The organism is Gordonia sp. (in: high G+C Gram-positive bacteria) (assembly GCF_020438995.1).
Lineage (GTDB): Bacteria > Actinomycetota > Actinomycetes > Mycobacteriales > Mycobacteriaceae > Gordonia.
Genome location: NZ_JAGQTN010000258.1, coordinates 48,366 through 65,076 on the forward strand (window position 1 = coordinate 48,366; position 16,711 = coordinate 65,076).

The 16,711-nt window shown below is 67.9% G+C and carries 14 protein-coding genes and 1 pseudogene; 9 read left to right on the plus strand and 6 right to left on the minus strand.

Features of this window, described 5'->3' with window-relative positions; translation table 11 throughout:
- Positions 1-3: 3 nt before the first annotated feature.
- Complete coding sequence (locus KDB67_RS18080) at positions 4-306, minus strand: metalloregulator ArsR/SmtB family transcription factor (protein WP_291018618.1); 303 nt, start codon at positions 304-306, stop codon at positions 4-6.
- Between the two features lie 526 nt (positions 307-832).
- Between KDB67_RS18080 and KDB67_RS18085 the strand changes: the two genes are divergently transcribed.
- The 6 genes from KDB67_RS18085 (at position 833) to KDB67_RS18110 (ending at position 7,082) form a co-directional block, all read left to right on the plus strand.
- On the plus strand, positions 833-2,416 hold the full coding sequence (locus tag KDB67_RS18085) for an ABC transporter substrate-binding protein (RefSeq protein ID WP_291018575.1): 1,584 nt from the start codon (positions 833-835) through the stop codon (positions 2,414-2,416).
- A gap of 77 nt (positions 2,417-2,493) precedes the next feature.
- Entirely contained in the window at positions 2,494-3,594 is a 1,101-nt protein-coding gene (locus KDB67_RS18090; protein WP_291018578.1) for an ABC transporter permease, read from the plus strand.
- The gene (locus KDB67_RS18095; protein WP_291018581.1) at positions 3,591-4,439 is read left to right on the plus strand and encodes an ABC transporter permease; all 849 of its coding nucleotides are present in this window, start codon (positions 3,591-3,593) and stop codon (positions 4,437-4,439) included. Before KDB67_RS18090 ends, KDB67_RS18095 begins: the two co-directional genes overlap by 4 nt.
- The gene (locus tag KDB67_RS18100; protein ID WP_291018584.1) at positions 4,439-5,212 is read left to right on the plus strand and encodes an ATP-binding cassette domain-containing protein; all 774 of its coding nucleotides are present in this window, start codon (positions 4,439-4,441) and stop codon (positions 5,210-5,212) included. The genes KDB67_RS18095 and KDB67_RS18100 overlap by 1 nt, the downstream gene beginning before the upstream one ends.
- Before the next feature lie 18 nt (positions 5,213-5,230).
- A complete protein-coding gene (locus tag KDB67_RS18105) occupies positions 5,231-5,893 on the plus strand; it encodes an ATP-binding cassette domain-containing protein (protein ID WP_291018588.1) in 663 nt (220 codons plus the stop codon).
- A gap of 76 nt (positions 5,894-5,969) precedes the next feature.
- The gene (locus tag KDB67_RS18110) at positions 5,970-7,082 is read left to right on the plus strand and encodes an NDMA-dependent alcohol dehydrogenase (protein WP_291018591.1); all 1,113 of its coding nucleotides are present in this window, start codon (positions 5,970-5,972) and stop codon (positions 7,080-7,082) included.
- Between the two features lie 3 nt (positions 7,083-7,085).
- Here the strand turns inward: KDB67_RS18110 and KDB67_RS18115 are convergent, their stop codons facing one another.
- Positions 7,086-9,098: a M13 family metallopeptidase gene (locus KDB67_RS18115; RefSeq protein WP_291018594.1), complete on the minus strand. Its 2,013-nt coding sequence runs from the start codon at positions 9,096-9,098 to the stop codon at positions 7,086-7,088.
- Positions 9,099-9,217: 119 nt separating this feature from the next.
- Positions 9,218-10,015 carry a pirin-like bicupin family protein gene (locus tag KDB67_RS18120; RefSeq protein ID WP_291018597.1) on the minus strand — a complete coding sequence of 266 codons (798 nt, stop codon included), beginning with the start codon at positions 10,013-10,015 and terminating at the stop codon, positions 9,218-9,220.
- 195 nt (positions 10,016-10,210) lie between these two features.
- On the opposite strand from KDB67_RS18120, the gene KDB67_RS18125 reads away from it, so the two are divergent.
- Positions 10,211-11,845 (plus strand): NTF2-like N-terminal transpeptidase domain-containing protein, encoded by a 1,635-nt coding sequence (locus KDB67_RS18125; protein WP_291018600.1) that lies wholly within the window; start codon positions 10,211-10,213, stop codon positions 11,843-11,845.
- Positions 11,846-11,896: 51 nt separating this feature from the next.
- Here KDB67_RS18125 and KDB67_RS18130 read toward each other — a convergent pair whose 3' ends face one another.
- Both KDB67_RS18130 and KDB67_RS18135 read right to left on the minus strand, forming a co-directional pair.
- Positions 11,897-12,391 carry a DUF3054 domain-containing protein gene (locus KDB67_RS18130; RefSeq protein ID WP_291018603.1) on the minus strand — a complete coding sequence of 165 codons (495 nt, stop codon included), beginning with the start codon at positions 12,389-12,391 and terminating at the stop codon, positions 11,897-11,899.
- A 20-nt stretch (positions 12,392-12,411) separates the two neighbouring features.
- A complete protein-coding gene (locus KDB67_RS18135; protein ID WP_291018606.1) occupies positions 12,412-13,575 on the minus strand; it encodes a YbhN family protein in 1,164 nt (387 codons plus the stop codon).
- A gap of 119 nt (positions 13,576-13,694) precedes the next feature.
- Between KDB67_RS18135 and KDB67_RS18140 the strand changes: the two genes are divergently transcribed.
- A complete protein-coding gene (locus tag KDB67_RS18140; protein WP_291018625.1) occupies positions 13,695-14,933 on the plus strand; it encodes an ATP-binding protein in 1,239 nt (412 codons plus the stop codon).
- A gap of 42 nt (positions 14,934-14,975) precedes the next feature.
- Positions 14,976-15,599 carry a response regulator transcription factor gene (locus KDB67_RS18145; RefSeq protein ID WP_291018634.1) on the plus strand — a complete coding sequence of 208 codons (624 nt, stop codon included), beginning with the start codon at positions 14,976-14,978 and terminating at the stop codon, positions 15,597-15,599.
- 30 nt (positions 15,600-15,629) lie between these two features.
- On the opposite strand, the pseudogene KDB67_RS18150 reads toward KDB67_RS18145, so the two are convergent.
- Positions 15,630-16,711 (minus strand): annotated as a pseudogene (locus tag KDB67_RS18150) (RND transporter); the annotation flags it as partial.

Consider the following 16,711-nt stretch of genomic DNA (forward strand, 5'->3'; position numbering starts at 1 on the left):
GGCTCAGTGTGAGTGCGTGTGATGATGCTCGACGCCCAGGATGTCGTGCAGTATGCGGTGCACGATCGCGTCGTGGACGACGCTGTAGCGGACCGTGCGGCCCTCCTTGTCCGCGGACACCCAGCCCTGGTCGCGCAGAGCGCGCAAAGACTGCGAGGCCGCGTTCTCGGTGATCTGCGCGGCCGCGGCCAGCTGGGTGACGGTCTGGTCGGGGGTGGCGTGCATCTCCACCAGCAGGCGTAGCCGCGTGGTGTCGCTGAGCAGGGAGAACCTGGACGACCACTCCGCGATGTCGGAGTCGGGGATACGGGCGCGCGCTTGCTCGGGCTCGGACCCCGCGGTGATGTGGGAGTCGGGTATACGGGCGCGCGCTTGCTCGGGCTCCACCCCCGCGGAGATGTGGGAGTCGGGTATACGGGCGCGCGCTTGCTCGGACATCGCACTCCTGTGTTGCGGGGGTTGTGGGTACGAATTATGCCCTGTGGGTGGGGTTCGGAGTGGTCCGGTCAGGTGTGGAATGTCGCCGGACCCTTCGTGACCCTCGCGACTTCGTCGCTTCGGCCTCAGGGATCAAGATGGTGGGCTGTGCTGTAGTTGCTTCGGTTTCGGGGATCAAGATGGTGGGCTGTGCTGTTGTTGCTTCGGCTTCGGGGGTCAAGATGGTGGGCGGCGTGAGGTGGCGGTCCTGCGGGACCGGGTGAACAGGTTGAGACTGTCCGGCTGGTCAGTGTCCGGTTCGGGCGGTTGTCGATAGTGTCCTGTGCATGCCTATGTGACGGCAGACATATGTCTGGTAGGACAGGTGTTCATAGCGACATGTTTAGGGGTTCGTGTGCGAAAGAGATCGATCGTGGTCCTCGTTGCGGCGACGGCGCTGGTTGCCGTCGGGTGCTCGTCGTCGGATTCGGGTGAAGCGAAGGATCAGATCGTGCTTGCCGACGGGCAGGAACTCGGCGACTTCAACCCGCTCACCTACTACGGCAGCCTCGGCGTATCGCCGATCTACCAGGGACTTCTCGCGCCGTCGGCCGACGACGACTCACGGGTGCCCGACCTGGTGCCCGCGCTCGCCGAGTCGGCTCCACAGCGGACCGCGCCCCGTGTCTGGCGGGTGGCGCTGCGCAGCGGGGTGACGTTCTCCGACGGCTCCACGTTCGACGCGGCCGATGTGGTCGCGACCTACGACGCGGTGCGTGACCCGAAGGTGGCCAGCGAAATCGCCACCGACTTCGACCCGATCGCCTCGATCGCCGCCGACGGGCCGGCCGCGGTGACGGTCACGATGGCCACCGATGCCGACCCGTCGCCGTACCTGCTGCTGGGCATCGTGCCGTCGGAGAAGGTGCAGCCCGACCCGGTGGCCAACTGGACACTCAACAAGGCGCCCGTCGGCACCGGCCCATACGTGCTGAAGTCCCTCGACCCCGATCAGGCGGTGCTGGAGGCCCGCGACGACTACTGGGGCGAGAAGCCGCAGCTCACACGGGTCGTTTACACCTACACCCCAGACGACAACACCCGCGCCCAGCGCGTCGTCGCCGGTGAGGTGGACGGGGCCAACCTGCCGCCGAAACTCGCCGCGAGCATCGGCAAACGGGACGGTGTCTCGATCGTGACAGCCAAGTCGGCCGACTGGCGCGGGGTGACCCTGCCCGCGGGCAACGCGTTCACCGCCGATCCGGCGGCCCGGTTGGCGATGAACGTGGGCGTCGACCGCGATGCACTGATCCGCGACGTCCTCGGCGGCGCGGGATCACCTGCGAGCAACCCGATCTCGGACGTGTACACCGGCGTCTACGATCCGGCCGCACAATTCACCTACAGCGCCGACGAGGCCAAGCGGATCCTCGATGAGGCGGGCTGGCGTCCCGGCGCCGGTGGCGTCCGCGAAAAGGACGGCAAGAAGGCGGCATTCGAGCTGCTGTACAAGGCCGAGGACAGCGTGCGCCGCGATCTGGCGGTGGCGTTCGCGACGGCGATGAAACCACTCGGCATCGCGGTCACCCCGCGTGGGGCCACCTGGGATGAGATCCGGCCGAAGGTCGACTCGGTGGCTATCCTGCTCGGCGGCGGCGACACTCCCTACAGTATCGACTCGCAGGTCTACGACACCCTGCATACCCGCACCGCACAGTCGTCGACGTACGCCAACGCCGGAAACTTCACCGCGCCCGGACTCGACGCGCTCCTGGACGAATCACGTTCGAGCGCACCGGGACCGGAGAACGATGCCCGCTACCGGAAGATCCAGAGCGTCTACAAACAGCAGCCGCTCGCGGTGCTGCTGACCTTCCTGCACCACACCTACGCGGTGCGCGACACCGGCTGGAAGGGGGCGAATCCGATCATGGAACCGCATTCGCACGGAGTCGCGTGGGGGCCGTGGTGGGATCTCACCAAGTGGGAGAGATCGTAATGACGATCGATGAGACGATGGCTTCCGTGACTGCCCGGGACGAGCCCGCTCCGCCGGTTGTGGTGCGAGGAGCGTCAATGACGAGCCTCGAAACCTCGCTCGATGACAATGTCGTCTCACCGGGTTTCGAGGCTGGCAAGCTCGCACCTCAACCAGCGCCCGGGGAAGCGGGTGTGGGGGGTGCTGAGTCGGCGTCTCAACGAGGTAGGGGAAGGGCCGCTGCGCGATTACTGTTGCGGCGCAGCCTGGTCGGTATTCCGAGTCTGCTGGTGATCTCGCTGGCGATCTTCGGGCTCACCGCCGTCTCGCCGTTCGACCCCACCGCCGCTTACCTGAACAGTCCCGAGTTCGCGACGCAGGCGCAGCGGGATGCGGTCACCGATGCCTATGCGCTGGACCAGAACTGGTTCTCCGCGTGGTGGCACTGGTGGGGCGGCATCCTTACCGGCGATCTCGGCTGGTCGTCGACGAGGTCGCAGGAGGTGACAACCGTTATCGCGCAACGGCTTCCGTATACCCTCACCATGGCAGCACTGGCGCTGATCTCGGCGGCGATCATCGCGATCGGGCTCGGTGCGGTGATCGGGATGCGGCAGGGAGGTCTGCTCGATCGCGGATGTTCGGCGCTGGCAACGATTCTCGCGGCGACCCCGCCGTTCGTGGTGTCGTTGCTACTGGTCAGCGTGTTCGCCGTCGGGCTGGGTGCGTTCCCCACCTCCGGTGCGCGAAAACCGGGGGAGGACTACAGCTTCGGCGGACTCGTCAGCCACGGCGTGCTGCCGTACGTCGCGCTGACCGTCGCGATGATCCCGTGGCTGCTGTTGTCGATGCGGGCCGCCGTCGTGGAGGCGGTGACCTCCGATGCCGTCCGGGCCGCACTCTCACGCGGGATCGGCGGTTGGACACTGCTGCGCGGGCACGTCGCTCCTGTGTCGGTGTTGCCGACGCTGGCGCTGCTGGGCACGCGGCTGCCTGAGCTGATCGCCGGTGCCGCGATCGTCGAAACCGTGTTCGGCTGGCCGGGATTGGCCGAATCTCTGGTCGACTCGGCAGTGGCACTGGACTTTCCGTTGCTCGCCGCGCTGGCCGTCGGCGCCGCCGCGCTGGTGCTGATCGGCTCGGCGCTCTCGGATGCCGCGGCGGTGTGGATCGACCCCCGGATAGGACTGACGGCATGACCGCGACCCTTCCGGATTCCGGAACCCGTTCCCGCATCCGGGATCTCGTCGACCGATGGCCGTGGATACTGCTCGCGACGATCGCGCTCGTCGCCGTGCTCTGGCCGATCGTGGCCGGTGAGCAATCGGCCGACTTCGCCCGCGCGCTGCTGCCGCCCGGTGATGCCGCGCTGCTCGGCACCGACCACTCCGGCTACGATATCGGCGTGAGAACCGCGGAGGGACTGCGGATCTCGATGATCATCGCCTTGGCCTGCGCGGTCATCTCCACCGTCATCGGGCTGGCCGTCGGCATCGTGTCGGTGTCTGTCGGCGGCTGGTTCGACGCCCTCGTCATGCGGGTCGTCGACGGCATCAATGCCATGCCGCACCTGGTGATCGGGGTGGTCATCGCCGCCCTGTGGCGCGGCGAACCCGTCGCCATCATCGCCTCCATCGCGCTCACCCACTGGCCGGCCGTAGCCCGCGTGGTGCGCGCCGAACTGCTCGACAACCAGAACGCCGGCTGGATCGAATCGGCGCGGCTGGCCGGGGCGTCGAGATGGTTCATCGGCACCCGGCACCTGCTGCCCGCCGTCATCGGGCAGGCGCTGGTCGCGATGACGATGCTGCTGCCGCACGCCGTCTGGCACGAGACCACGCTGTCGTTCCTCGGTGTCGGGCTATCCCCCGACGAGGCAAGTCTGGGAACACTTCTCGGTCAGGCCCGGGGAGACGTGCTGACCGGCGCATGGTGGACGCTTGCCGTGCCCGGGGTGGCACTCATCCTGGCCGCGCTGGCGTTCTCGGCAGCCGGCTCGGCACTCAAACGACGCTCGGCACCCGAATCGGGAGAAGTGTGGTGATGACAGAGGAGAACGGCGTCGCGGTGCGTTCATTGACCGTCGACATCTGGTCTCGCAGACGTGGGCATCGTGTCGGAGTGCGGGTGCTCGATGACGTGAGCCTCACCGTCGCACCACGATCGGTGACCGCGCTCATCGGCGAATCCGGTTGCGGCAAGTCGATGGTCGCCGCCGCACTCGGTGGGCTGCTGCCGCCGGGGTCGCGGGTGGACGGGTGGATCGACATCGGCGGACGCGAACTGGCCGCCGCGGGCCCCGACGCCTGGCGGGACCTGCGCGGAAAGGTCGTGGGCTCCGTACCGCAGTCGGCGGCGACATCATTCACCCCCGTTCGGACCATCGGCGATCAACTCGACGAGGTAATCGGCGTACTCGGATCGGCGCACACCGCCGGTGAACTGTGCGACCGCGTACACCTGCCCCGCCGCGCCCTCGACCGGTATCCGCACGAGATCTCCGGCGGTATGGCGCAACGTGCCGCGATCGCAGCCGCCATCGTCGCCGATCCCGCTGTGATCGTCGCCGACGAACCCACCTCCGCGCTCGATCCGGAACTGGCCGAAGGGATCTGGGAACTGTTCGGCGATCTCGCCGACGCCGGGGCTGCGGTGCTCGTCATCACCCACGACATGCATTCGCTGCTGGAATCGGGAGTCGCGTCGTCGATAGCGGTGATGCGGTCGGGAACCGTTGTCGAACAACGTGACCCGGTCGGCCTCGTCTCCGGAAACGGCTCACCGTATGTGCGGTCGTTTTTTGAAGCGGTCGTCTGAATGGAAAGGCAACCACACATGACGATCACCAGCACCACCGCCGACCGGATCGCCCTGCGCGACGGCATCCGGGCCATCGGGCTCGGAGTCCGGCTCGGCGGCGCGAACATCATCGACAACATCGACCTGCACATCCCCGCAGGACAATTCACCGGAATCACAGGCCCGTCGGGCACCGGCAAGACCACGCTGCTGCGCGCCCTCGCGGGCCTGACCGACCACACCGGACACCTCACCTACGACGGATCGTCGACGCCGCGGACCGGCGGCATCGCGATGCTCGCCCAGCATCCGCGGCAGGTGTGCAACCCGCGCTGGACGCTGCGCAGAATCATCGCCGAACCGGCCGCCGTCGCCGGCCGTGACACCGACGTCGACGGGCTCGCGCAGCGGGTCGGGCTCGACGCCGACCTCCTGCACCGGGCACCCGGACAGGTCAGCGACGGCCAGCTCCAGCGTGCCTGCCTCGGCCGCGCCCTCGCCCAGCAACCCGACTATCTGCTGTGCGACGAACCCACCGCCATGCTCGACCCGGTCGCCGCCCGCGGCGTGGTCGCCACCCTCGCCGAACTCGCCGATGACGGCGTGGGCATCGTCCTCGTGAGCCACAACCACGGCCTCGTCCGGGCGCGCTGTACGCACACGCTGTGCTTGGTTGACAAAACCTGCCCGAACGGCTGACCCCTCCCCGTCCGAAGGGGCAGGATGGAGCCACGACGCATAAGCGTCCGCTCATGCATGCGAGACGGGAGAACCAATGAAGGTTACAGGCGCAATCCTGCGGGAGGTCGGCAAGCCGTGGCAGCTCGAGGAGTTCGAACTCGGGGACCCCGTCGAGGATGAGGTGCAGGTCAAGCTCGTCAGCTCGGGCCTGTGTCACTCCGACCACCATCTGCGCACCGGTGACAGTCCCGTCCCGCTGCCGGTCATCGGCGGACACGAAGGTGCCGGTGTGGTCACCAAGGTGGGGCCCGGTGTCACCCGGCTCAAGGAAGGCGACCACGTCGTCACCGCGTTCATCCCCGCCTGCGGCGTGTGTGAACCCTGTTCGCGTGGGCTGCAGAACATCTGCGACGAGGGCGCCCGGTTGATGAGCGGCCTGGCGATCTCCGACAACACCAACCGCCTCACGACGCACGACGGTCTGCCGCTCACCCAAATGTGCCTGCTCGGCACGTTCGCCGAGTACATCACCGTCAACCAGGCGTCGCTGGTCAAGATCGAGGACGACATCCCGCTCAAGGAGGCGGCGCTGCTGGGTTGCGGTGTGGCCACCGGTTGGGGATCGGCCGCCCAGATCGGCGGCACCAGGACCGGCGACACCGTCGTGGTCGTCGGTGTCGGCGGTGTCGGCATCAACTCCGTCCAGGGTGCTGTCGCCTCCGGTGCCCGGTTCGTCGTCGCCGTGGATCCCGTTCCGTTCAAGCGGGAGATGGCGCAGAAGATGGGCGCCACCCACACCTTCGCCTCCATGGAGGAAGCGCTGGGGCCCGTCGGTGAATTCACCTGGGGCAAGATGGCCAACACCACCATCATCACCGTCGGTGTCATCGAAGGTGAGATGATCGCGCCCGCACTGGCACTCACCGCCAAGGGCGGACAGGTCGTCGTCACCGGCATGGGACCGGCGTCCGACATCGACGTCAAACTCAGCCTCTTCGAACTGACGCTGCTGCAGAAGCGGGTGCAGGGAGCCATCTTCGGCGGTGCCGGACCGCGGACCCAGATCCCCAACCTGCTCAACGAATACCGGGCCGGCAAGCTCAATCTCGCCGACCTGGTCACCACCCGCTACACGCTCGACCAGGTCAACGAGGCCTACGACGACATGCTCAACGGCAAGAACATCCGCGGCATGATCGAGTTCTAGGACTCACCAGATACGTACGCGTTCGGCTTCGTCGAGGTACAGGTCATTGTCCTCGGTGATGCCGAACGCGTCGTAGAAGGCGTCGACGTTGCGGACGACGCCGTTGCAGCGGAACTCCGGCGGGGAGTGCGGGTCGATGGACAGGCGCCGGATCGCTTCGGCGTCACGAGTTTTGGTACGCCAGATCTGCGCCCAGCTGAAGAACACCCGTTGCACGCCGGTCAGTCCGTCGATCACCGGCGGTGTGTTGCCTTCTGTCGCAACGTCGTAGGCGACGAGTGCGATGGACAGGCCGCCCAGGTCGCCGATGTTCTCGCCGATGGTGAACTCGCCGTTGACCGTATGCTCGGGGTCGAGGCCGGTCGGGGTGAACTCGCTGTACTGGTCGATGAGTTTCTTTGTGCGCTTACCGAATTCGGTGCGGTCCGCCTCGCTCCACCAGTCCACGAGGTTGCCGTCGCCGTCGTACTTGGCGCCCTGATCGTCGAAGCCGTGGCCGATCTCGTGACCGATGACCGCGCCGATGCCGCCGTAGTTGGCGGCGTCGTCGGCGTCGGGATCGAAGAACGGCGGCTGCAGAATGGCTGCGGGGAACACGATCTCGTTCATGCCCGGGTTGTAGTAGGCGTTGACGGTCTGCGGGGTCATGAACCATTCGTCGCGGTCGACGGGTGCGCCGATCTTGGCGAACTCGCGATCCTGCTCGAACGACATCGCCCGCGCGTAGTTGCCCACCAGATCACCGCGGTCGACGACCAGCGCCGAATAGTCCCGCCAATGCGCCGGATAGCCGATTTTGGGGGTGAACTTGCCGAGTTTGGTGAGCGCCTTCTCCCGGGTGGCCGGCGTCATCCAGTCCAGGTCGGAGATGTTGCGCCGGTAGGCCTCCACCAGATTGGCGATCAGCTCGTCCATCCGGGCCTTGGCCTCCGGGCCGAAATGCTGCTCGACGTACAGCTTGCCGACGGCGAAACCCATTGCGTCCTCGACGAACTCGACGCCCCGCTTCCAGCGGTCGCGGATCGTCTCGGCGCCCGTGAGGGTGCGGCCGTAGAAATCGAAGTGGGCGTCGTCGAACGGGGTCGACAGGAAGCGCGACGCGGTGCGCAGCAACCGCCATGCGAGCCACGACTTCCACTCGGCGAGCGGGCGGGCGGAGATCAGCTCGGCCGCACCGGAGACGAATGACGGCTGACCCACGACGACCTCGGAGAAGGTGGCTTCGCCGCTGGTGCCGAGGCCGCCGAACCAGGCGTCGACGTCGTATCCGGTTGCTGCGCCTGAGAACTCGGCCAGCGTCATCAGGTTGTACGACAGGCTCGCGTCGCGGCGGCGCACCACATCCCAGTGGGTGGCGGCGATGGCCGTCTCCAGATCCAGGATGGTGGCGGCCCGGCCGGCGGCGTCGTCGAGACCGGCCAGATCCAGCACCTGCTCGACGTGGGTGAGGTAGGCGGCGCGGGTGTCGGCGTGCTTGTCCTCGCGGTAGTACGACTCGTCGGGCAGTCCGAGACCCGACTGGGTGACGTGCACCAGATACCGGTCGGACTGCTTGGCGTCGGTGTCGACGTAGAAGCCGAACAGGCCGGGGACGCCATGCCTTTGCAGCCGGCCGAGCCGTTTGGTGAGTTGCCCGGTTGTCTCGATGGCCGCGATCGCGTCGAGTTCGCCGGCGATCGGGCCGAGGCCGAGGGCGTCGATGTGGTCGGTGTCCATGAAGGAGGCGTACAGGTCGCCGATCTTCTGGGCGTCACTTCCGCTGGGCGGATCAGCCTCCGCGCAGCCGGTGATGATGTCGCGGACGTTCTCCTCGGCGCGGTCCCGTAGATGGTGGAACGCGCCGTCGACCGAGCGGTCCTCGGGGATGACGTGCGAGTCGAGCCACTTGCCGTTGACGTGGGTGAACAGGTCGTCGCCCACCGTGACCGAGTCATCGACCCACGAGAGGTCGAGACCTGAGGGCAGGACGGCGGCGTTGTGTGAGGTGTCGGTTTGCGAAGTCGTCACCCTGCCCATCCTGTCATCGGTGCGGCGGCCTGTCACCGGAGTTCGCGCCGGGCGAATTACTCGCCGAGTCTCCGGTTCAATTACTCCCCGAGCCTGCGGCTCAATTACTCCCCGAGCCTGCGGCTCAATTACTCCCCGAGCCTGCGGCTCATCGCCCAGACCAGGAGTTCGCAGTCGGTGATCGCGGTGACCGGTTCGCCGCCGATGTCGCCTGTGCGGACCGCATCGCCCGTGCCGAGCGTCTCGTCGGCCAGCCGGAGGCTGCCGGCGGTGACGAACAGGTGGGTGAATCGTGCGGGCGGCAGTGCCACGGATGCGCCCGCGGCCAGGCGTGCGGCGAACATCGTCGATGATCGGTTGGCGATGCGGATGGCCGAATCGTGTGCGGGGTCCCCGGATGCGACCGCGACCAGCCCGCCGCGCCCGAGCTCACCGGTCACGTCGTGCTGGTCGTAGGACGGGGCGTGACCGGACTCGTCGGGTGCGATCCACATCGCCACGAAGCGGGTTTCTGCTGCCTGTACCACGTCGTTCATCTCACTGTGCAGGATCCCGGTCCCCGCGCTCATCCGCTGGGCCAGGCCCGGGTGGATGACACCGCAGTGGCCCTCGGAGTCCTGGTGCACGAGCGATCCCTCGGTGACCCAGGTGACGATCTCGGTTTCGCGGTGTGGGTGGGTGTCGAAACCGTGGCCGGGCGACACGCGCTCGTCGTTATTCACCAGCAGAGTCCCGAAATGGGTGTTGTCTGGGTCATAATGGTCGCCGAAAGAGAAGCTGTGCCGGGACGTGACCGAGTCGGTGGCGGTCGTCGCCCGATCTTGCGCCCTGATGATCGTCAGGGCGCCGGAGTCGGCGATCGCAGCGGACCGATGAGACGGGTGCCGGGACGAGAAGGTGAGGCCGAGCTGGGACGGGACGGGCATAAGCTCAAGTATGTAACGCGGCAGGTCGAAGTACCGAAATTCAGGAAAGGCCGTCGCGGGCTCAGGTGTGACCGGGTCCATGTCAACGTTGGTTGGTGAGGTTCTGGCCCTGAGTTATTATTGTGACGGTTCTGAATTCCGGATGGCAGCTGGCACACCTGCGGCATGCCCGTGACAAGAGTGAAAACTGTGACTATGAGGATCTGGGCAAAACGCGTGCCGGTGGCCGCAGCGTGCATCGCTGTGGCCTGCGGTGGTGCCGTGGTCGGTTGCTCGACTCCCGAACTCGACACAACCGCGGCGGGCGTCGCCAAGCTCTACGCATCCGCCATCGAACGCCAGGACCCGGCCAGGGCGGCCAAGTACACCACCGCGCCCGCACAGGCCGGCGAAGCACTCACCGCGACGATCACGTCGATGAAGGCCGACGACATCGATGTCAAGGTCGACCGCCCCGTCCAGTTCAGCGACGGCACCGCATCGTTCTCCCTCAAGACCACCTGGAAGTGGCAGGGCAAGCGTGCCTTCACCACCGAGACCACCGGGGCGGCCCGGCACCTTTCCAGCGGCTGGCGGGTCACCTGGGCACCGGACCTGATCTATACGGGCATGCCCAGAGGCGGGGCATTGCGCCTGATCCGCACCGAGGCCACCCCCTCGCCCAAGGTGCGCAGCCGCGACGGCAAGGTCTTCATGCTCGAACAGGGCGTCAATGACATTGTCCTCGACCCGGCCAAGACAGCCGATGTGCCGGCGGCCGCGGTATCGCTCGCGCGGGTCCTCGAACCGATCGCACCGCTGATCACCGCGAAGGTCATCGAGGGCAAGATCGCCGACGCGCCCGGCAAGCCGATCGTCGCGGTCACCCTGCGCGACTCAGACATGCTGGTACTCGCCGGCGACCCCAACAAGGTCGCCGGCGTGTCCACGCGCCCCTACGGCAAGCTCGTGATGGCCGATCGCCGGCTGTCGTCGCCGCTGGAGGTGGGGCTCACCAACTACTGGCAGGCCATCCGCGACGCCACCGCCGGCTGGCAGGTGCAGCTGACCGCGCCCGGGGCGCGGCCGCGTGCGCTCAGCGGCGAGCAGGGACCGCCCGGACCCGATGTCAACACCACGGTCGACCAGGGCGTGCAGCTGTCCCTCGGCGACGCGGTCGTCGACGTGGGCCAGCCCGCCACGATGCTCGTCCTCGACGGGTCGACCGGCGGTGTCCTGGGGCTGGCACAGAATTCGTACGCCGCAGCCCGCGGAATCAACGTCGACAACCTCTATCCGGTCGGCAAGACGCTCGATCCCGTATGGGAGGCGATCGACGCCGCGGCGGGCTCGGACGGGCAGTCACGCGGACGGCTCCTCGATCGCAGCGGACTCGGGGTGCGTTTCACCGTGCCCGGTGCCAGCGCGCTCGTCGGTGCCCGGCCGACGGTGACCACCATCGACTACAAGACCGACACCGCCGCGGTGTCGATGATGAATATGGGTGCCTTCGGTGTCGCCCTGGCGCGCAGTCGCGAAGGTGCGCCGCCCGTCGCTCCCTACGTCATCAAGGGCATACCAACCAAGGTGGCCGATGGCGAGTTGGGAGAGATCGGGTCCGCCGTCACCGGACCTGTCTTCGACGCGATGACCAAGACGGTGGTGACCGGCGACGCCAGCGACCTGACCAATGCCCCGGGACTCAAAGCGCTCGTCGGAACCAACGGTCCGCAGGCGCCGGGCTGGTTCCTCGGGTTGCAGGACGGCAAGGTCGTCGTGATCTACACCGAAGGCGAGAAGTCGGGGACCGCGGCGTTGCAGGTGGCCCAGAAGTACTTCCGGATCAAGTAGTAGTACTTCCGGCTCAGGTGGTACTTCGCGATCTGGTGGTTGATCTTCTGATCAACCGGCCGTACGGCGCAGGACGAGCGCGGCAACCGCACGCCAGCCGAGAAGGAACAGCGCGGTCGCGATGCTCGCGACGATCACGAAGCTGACCGCGACCCCCTGGTGCACGACCCAGCGCAGCAACATGCCGATGGCCACCGTACACACCCACACCGTGATCGCGGGCCGCAGACGTTCCGGCCGGAACACCCGGCCGAACTCGCCGGCCGACTCGACGGCCGCGTAGAGATAGATGACGGTCCACCCGACGGCCGCGCCCACGGCGAACGGCCATAGCGTGTCCAGAATGCCGGCCGGGCTCAGCCCGTGGTCGTGATCGGCGCGGCCGATGATCACGAAAACGGTGATCGCGATCAGATCCAGCAGCGCCGTCAGCCATACGGGGAACGCGGCCGCTCGCCTGCCACCCGGATCGGACGGGGATCCGATAGACGACGGGGATCCGATGGGCAGGAACCCGGCAGAAGACGACCCGGAATCAGTGTTCATGGCCTGTACGGTAGCGCCGGTCAGCGAAGCTCGTCCTCGTCCGGTCGTTCCCCGGGTCTGACGTCGCCGGACTTGATGTCGCCGGGTCTGATGTCGCGGGGCTCGATCTGGTCGGTGTTGATGTCGTCGGCGTTGATGTCGTCGCCGAGGTCACCTTCGGACCGGATCGACGACCGGAACATGAAATAGATGATCACCCAGCCGACCACCGCCACGAACACATAGCTGATCAGCCGGTACACCAGCACCGCGGTCAGCGCCTTCTCCACCGGCATACCGGCGCTGGTCAGCGCCGGTACCAGCATCGCGTCGACCACACCGATCCCGCCGGGCAGCAGCGGGATCGCGGTACCCACCGCCTTCGATGCCGCATACGCCACCATCAGGCCCGAATAGCTCGGATGCGAGCCGACCGCCCAGCAGGCGAACATCAGACACGCGACGTCGGTGACCCAGTTGAAGAAGCTCCACCCGAACGCCACTGCCGTGTCGCGCCGGTTCAACTGAACGGCACGCAACTGCTCCAGCGTTTCGAGCAGCTTCTCGACACCGTGATCGAGCGGCTTGTTGCGGAACTGATTGACCCATTCGAGCACCTTGATGCCGGCCGACCGCAATGACTCGGGGTGGGTGGCGAAGTACTGCAGCAACGCAGCCACCGCGACGAAGCCGAGTACCGAGAACAGCACCGAGAACGGGCTCGTCTTGGCGCCCGCGAGCATCGCACCGCCGAACCCGAGCACTGCCAGGCCCACCCCGGCCAGCAACCCGGACATCACCACCTGCCACGACGCGACGACCGGTGTGGCACCCCACTTGCGGGTCTGCCGGTAGGTGAATGCCGGTGCGAGGACCTGCCCGCCCGGCATCGTCTGGCTCACCGAATTGGCGGCCAGAATCACCGACAGCGACTTGAACTGCGAAACCCGGACCCCCGCCGACCGGAACAGGGTCCGCTGGACCTGTGCGAAACTGTCCATGGACAGCATCGCCGCGACGACGCACGCCAGCACCCACGCCCAGTTGAGTTCGCCGATGCTCGCCCACGCGTCCTTCAGTTTCGGCCAGATCAGAACCGCTTCGACGATGAGGGTCACCGCGATGAGTACCAGCACAACCCACCGCACCCACCGCCAGCGACGCCGGGCCGGCGAGCCGGATGAGGTCGATCCGTCCGAAGGCATGGTGCATACCCTAGCGAGCCCCTGGTCATGCGATCGTGAATGAGGGGTTGCGTGGGCCACAATCGGAGGCGGCCGGCGGGGTGCGGCACAGTCGGGGAACACCGGTACCGACCCGGCGGATCGAGGTGTTCCCCGGCATCGTCGACGCCGACCCGGTGGGCCCGCTGTGGCGGGGTGCGCAGCTGTTCCGGATGGTCAGCTACTGCTATGCGCTGGGATTTCACATCGCGATCAACAGCGATCTGCTGCGATCGGGCATCGCCTGGGCACTGTTCGTGGTCTTGACCGCGACCACCGTGGCCTGCGGCGTCGGCTATTACCGGGGATTCGCCCGCAACAGGTACTGGGTGGCCGGCGAGATCACCGTCGTCGTCGCCCTGATGCTCTCGACGATGTGGGTGGCCGACGACCAGTGGGCGCTCGGCAACCAGACCTGGCCGACGACGCTGTGGGCCACCAACTCGATGATCTCCGCGGCCCTGCTGTGGGGCCCGTGGTCGGGGATCGAGACCGCATTGGTGATCGGCGCGTCGAGCACCATCGTCAAAGGAACCTTCGACCCCAACCTGGGCCGCAACGCGACGGTCATCGTCATGGTCGCGGCCGGGCTGGCCGTCGGGATCGCCGGTGCGACCGCCCGCCGACTGCACGAGACGCTCACCGAGGCCGAACGCCGCGCCGCCGCGGCCGAGGAACGCGAACGGCTCGCGCGCCACGTCCACGACGGGGTGCTACAGACGCTGGCCTACATCGCCAAACACGGCCGGGAGATCGGTGGACCGAGCACACGGCTGGCCGAGATGGCCGGCGAGCAGGAACGTGCGCTGCGCAAGATGCTCGCCGACATGAGCGACATCGACGACGCCGACATGAACGAAGCCGGCGGGGGTGGTTCCGACATGACGCCCGCCGCCGACGATGAGGACTCCGGCACCGTCGACCTGGCCGCGGCGTTGCGCGGGCTGGCCGCCGACGACGTGTCGGTGAGCGCCCCCGGCACACCGGTACCCGTCGGCCGCGCGGTGGCCGGTGAACTGCGGGCGGCGCTGGCCAACGCGATCGCCAACACCCGTACGCACGCCGGACCGGGCGCGCGGTCGTACGTGCTGCTCGAGGACCTCGGCGACGAGGTTGTCGTCAGCGTCCGCGACGACGGTGTCGGCATCGCCCCCGGCCGCCTCGAACAAGCCCGGCGGGACGGCCGGATGGGGGTGTCCAAGTCGATCGTCGGCAGGATCGAGGCACTCGGCGGGCGGGCGACGCTGGAATCGGCTCCCGGGGAGGGCACAGAATGGGAATGGACCGTCGGCCGTGGGATCCCGGACCGGGAAACCGCAGGGAAGACACGTGAACGGTGAGGGGTATGTGTGGTGAGCGCTGAGCAGCCGAAGCTACGGGTGATGGTCGTCGACGATCACCCGATGTGGCGGGACGGGGTCGCCCGTGACCTGGCGGACGAGGGGTTCGAGGTGGTGGCGACGGCCGACGGCGTGGCCGCCTGTGCCCGGCGGGCCAAGGCGGTGCTCCCCGACGTGGTGCTGATGGATATGCAGTTGCCCGACGGCAGCGGTGTGCAGGCCACGGCCGCGGTGCTCACGGTGTCACCTCGCACGCGGGTCCTCGTGCTGTCGGCGTCCGACGAACGCGAGGACGTACTCGACGCCGTCAAGGCCGGGGCCAGCGGATATCTGGTGAAGTCGGCGTCGAAGGCCGAACTTGTCGAGGCGGTACGGGCGACCGGCGCCGGGCAGGCGGTGTTCACCCCGGGACTGGCCGGGCTGGTGCTGGGCGAGTACCGGCGGATGTCACGGGAACCGGAATCCCCGGCCAAACCCGCGCTCACCGAACGCGAGACCGAGGTGCTGCGGCATGTGGCCAAAGGTCTGAGTGCCAAGCAGATAGCCACGCGCCTGGGGGTCAGCCACCGGACGGTGGAAAACCATGTGCAGGCCTCGCTGCGCAAGCTGCAGCTCGGTAACCGGGTCGAGCTGACGCGATACGCGATCGAGCACGGCCTCGACTGAGGGCGCCTACTGTTCGTTCCGGCTCCGCGCTTACTGTTCGTTCCGGCTCCGCCGGAGCAGATCCTGGACGCTGATCTGGCTGCCGGTGTCCCGGCTTGCGTGCCGATCGTTGCTCTTGTCCGTGCTATTGCCCTCATCGGGATTACCGCCCTTGTCGGGGTTGCCGCGCTCGGGTGCGGGTGGGGTGATCGCCGCGTCGCGGTCGCGGTTCTCCGGCGACAACCCGCGATCGAGCAGCGGAGAACCGTCCCGTCGTGACGACACCGCCCGTTTGACCGATGACCTGCGCCCGGATTCGGGCTGCAACGACGCGGCGAGCGGCCCCTCGGTGCCCGGCGTCCCGAGGTCGGGTCGCCGGGTCAGGGCCGACTGCGCGGGACGGGCCCGACGCTCGGCCCGGGCCGGCTGATCGGGGCGGACCGGCTGTTCGGGGCGGACCGGCTGTTCGGGGCGGACCGGCTGATCGGGGCGCGGCTGCTGCCGGCGATGTGCGGGAGGCTGACCGGCAACCGGCTCTGCCGGCGTCGGTGCGGGGACGGATTCACCCGTGGTGGTCGGTGGCCGCTGCTGCGCGCGCCGCCGCCCCGTTCGTGGGCCGGTGGTCGTGGGCTCCGGGCTGTGCCGACCGCCGGGCCGAGGTGGGGAACGGTCGGCGGTGATGCGCTGCGGGACATCCACGGAGGCCGGACCACCCGGAGGTTCGATCGGCAGGACCGGTTCGGTGGGCGGGGCCGGATCGGGAGACTTCTGCTTCGGGAACGCCCCCGAACGGATACCGCTGGAACCGAGCGTCCAGCTACCGGTGTCGGGGGTGTTGGAGCGTTCGCGGCCCGCACGGGTCAGCCGGGGGGTGCGGAACGTCTTCCATCCACTGCCGCCGATCGGCTGCGGTATCGGCGCGAACCGGACCGTGGCCAGGGCGGGCTCATCTGCGGGTGTCTCGGCCTGCGCCGATTCGGCCGCCGGGGTGCTCGTGGCGGTGACCTCGGCGTCGGACTCGTGTGAGCGTCGGCGGGTGGACTTCGCCGTGGCCACGGTGGCCCGGACCGGTGCGCGCGGGGTCGGTGTGGGCGCTTCCGGCGGCGTCGTTGCCGGCACAGTCGTCGTTGCCG